The organism is uncultured Campylobacter sp., assembly GCF_938045225.1.
Lineage (GTDB): Bacteria > Campylobacterota > Campylobacteria > Campylobacterales > Campylobacteraceae > Campylobacter_A.
Map to the genome: position 1 here is coordinate 1 of NZ_CALINL010000261.1, position 2,148 is coordinate 2,148.

A 2,148-nucleotide genomic window follows, 5' to 3' on the forward strand; every position below is an offset into this window, starting at 1 on the left:
TGTTTGGGTAGAAATTTGATCGCGCTTTTTAGTTTTGCGGCAAATTTTTCCGCCTCGGCGCGACTCAAATTTAGCCCGAAAATTTTGCCCAAAAGACCTAGTTTATAAAGATACCAAAAGCCGACCTCTTGAAATTTAGCGCTAAAAAGTTTCATCAGCTCGCCGTTTATGCGCTCGCGGCTAAGATCTCTGATACTTAGGCTCTTCATCAGCCGCAAACTATCGCGTGCGATACGGAAATTTAGCCGAGCGCTAAACTGCACCGCACGCAGTACGCGCAGGCTATCTTCGGCGAATTTTTCATCGTCGATATGGCGCAAGATACCGCGCTTTAGGTCGCACTGTCCGCCGTAAAAGTCCAAAAACGAGCCGTCAAAGATATTTATCATCATCGCGTTTACGGTAAAGTCTCGGCGCAAAGACGCCGCGCGCTCGTCATCGGCGTAAGCCACTTCAAACGCTTTGTGTCCTTCGCCCGTTTTGTTTTCGGTTCGCGGTAAAGAAAGATCGAAATTTTTAAATTTATAAACGAAGTAGTTTTTGCCCACGCCGCAAGCGCCGATTTGCGCCATCAGCGCGTCAAATTTGGCAGGATCGATACCGTAAATTTCAACGTCAAAGTCGGATATTTTTTTACCCAGCATCGCGTCGCGAACGCAGCCCCCGACGATATACGCGCGCTTAGTGTGGGGTGCCAGAAAATCTCGCAGCCATTTTAGATTTTTATTTTTGCAGATTTTCGAGCCGATTTTCGACATTTGCCAGCACGAATTCTAAAAATTTAAGCGTGAGCGAGAGCCTGTCTTTCAGATTTTCCTCGCTCGTCGCGTTTAGCCCCTCAAAAAGCACCAAAACGCGCTCTTTTAAGTTTTTTAGAAATATCTCCTCGCCCGTAAAATTCGCAACCTCGACCTCAAAGGCTTTTTGCGGGGCGGCGATCAGGTCGGACTCCTGGACGGCGTCAAATTTCGCCGCCGTTTTTTGCGAATTTACCGCACTATCCAAAGCCGCCTCAAACTCGCTAGCCTCGTCCGCTACGCTTATCTCGCCGACTAAATTTGCAAGGCCCGCGGCGTTGGTTAAATTTACGTCGCCGCTTGATACGGGCGTATTTGTTAAATTTATCTCGTCTTTAGTTTCGTTTGTCTCTCGCGATACGTCCTGTTTTTCGCGCGCGGCGTCCATTCGCTCTAGCTCCATCGCCACCTCGTCTATCGCCATTTTCGCTATTTCTTCTAGTTTCATAGTTTTATCAGCCACCTTTTAAATTCGGTTATTTCTTCGTCGGTTTTCATTTTGATGAAAAAGTCTCGCATCTGCTCGTTTACGCCCGTTTTTTTCCTGCTAAGACCGCTTAGACGCCTTATCGCGGCGATCGCAGCGGCGTTTGTCGACTCGCGCTTTAGGATGTTTTTATAAACTATCAGCGCATCGTCTTTTAGCCCCTGAGCCTCGTAGATTAGGGCTTCTGTGATAGTATTTTTCATTTTTTTATTAGCGAGGCGATGATACCGCCCATCTCGCTCGTAGAGCAAATCTCTTTAGCGCCAAACTCCGCTATATCCTTCGTCCTATATCCTTGCGCAAGAGCCGCTTTTACTGCGTTTTCGATCGCTTTTGCAGCCTCGTTTTCGCCAAATGAATACCTAAGCATCATCGTAGCGCTTAGTATCGTAGCGACCGGGTTTGCGATGCCCTGCCCCGCGATATCTGGCGCGCTGCCGTGGATAGGCTCGTAGATACCCACCTTGCCGCCGATGCTGGCACTCGGTAGTAGTCCTATCGAGCCGCACACCATGCTAGCCTCGTCGCTTAGGATATCGCCGAAGAGATTTTCCGTCAAAATCACGTCAAATTTACTAGGCGCACGCACCAGCTGCATCGCCGCGTTATCGACGTACATAAACTCCAAATTTACCTCCGGATAGCCCTTTGCGACCTCGCTAGCGACCTCGCGCCACAGCTGACTGGTCTCTAGTACGTTTGCCTTATCGACCATACAAACGCGTTTTTTGCGCTTCATCGCGGTTTCAAAACCGACCTTTGCGATGCGCTCGATCTCCTCGCTCGTGTAGGTCATCGTGTTATAGGCGCTGTTTTCTTTTTTCTCGCGCGGCTGACCGAAATATATCCCGCCCGTTAGCTCGC

The 2,148-nt window shown here is 49.2% G+C and carries 4 protein-coding genes; all 4 read right to left on the reverse strand.

Translation table 11 applies throughout. The features are described from left to right. On the reverse strand, nucleotides 1-758 hold a 758-nt coding region (locus tag Q0200_RS09455; RefSeq protein WP_297940657.1), incomplete at its 3' end, for a CCA tRNA nucleotidyltransferase. Then, the gene (locus Q0200_RS09460) at nucleotides 724-1,245 is read right to left on the reverse strand and encodes a GlcNAc transferase (RefSeq protein WP_297940659.1); all 522 of its coding nucleotides are present in this window, start codon (nucleotides 1,243-1,245) and stop codon (nucleotides 724-726) included. The genes Q0200_RS09460 and Q0200_RS09455, both read right to left, overlap by 35 nt. After that, nucleotides 1,242-1,487 (reverse strand): hypothetical protein, encoded by a 246-nt coding sequence (locus Q0200_RS09465; protein ID WP_297940661.1) that lies wholly within the window; start codon nucleotides 1,485-1,487, stop codon nucleotides 1,242-1,244. The genes Q0200_RS09460 and Q0200_RS09465 overlap by 4 nt, the downstream gene beginning before the upstream one ends. Further along, nucleotides 1,484-2,148 (reverse strand): 3-isopropylmalate dehydrogenase (gene leuB / locus Q0200_RS09470; protein ID WP_297940663.1); only part of this gene is annotated, 665 nt, incomplete at its 5' end. The genes Q0200_RS09465 and leuB, both read right to left, overlap by 4 nt.

What these genes read in the sequence shown, in the direction of transcription:
- Q0200_RS09465 (WP_297940661.1), bottom strand. Translation starts at nt 1,487, where the DNA reads ATGAAAAATACTATCACAGAAGCCCTAATCTACGAGGCTCAGGGGCTA.
- Q0200_RS09460 (WP_297940659.1), bottom strand. Translation starts at nt 1,245, where the DNA reads ATGAAACTAGAAGAAATAGCGAAAATGGCGATAGACGAGGTGGCGATG.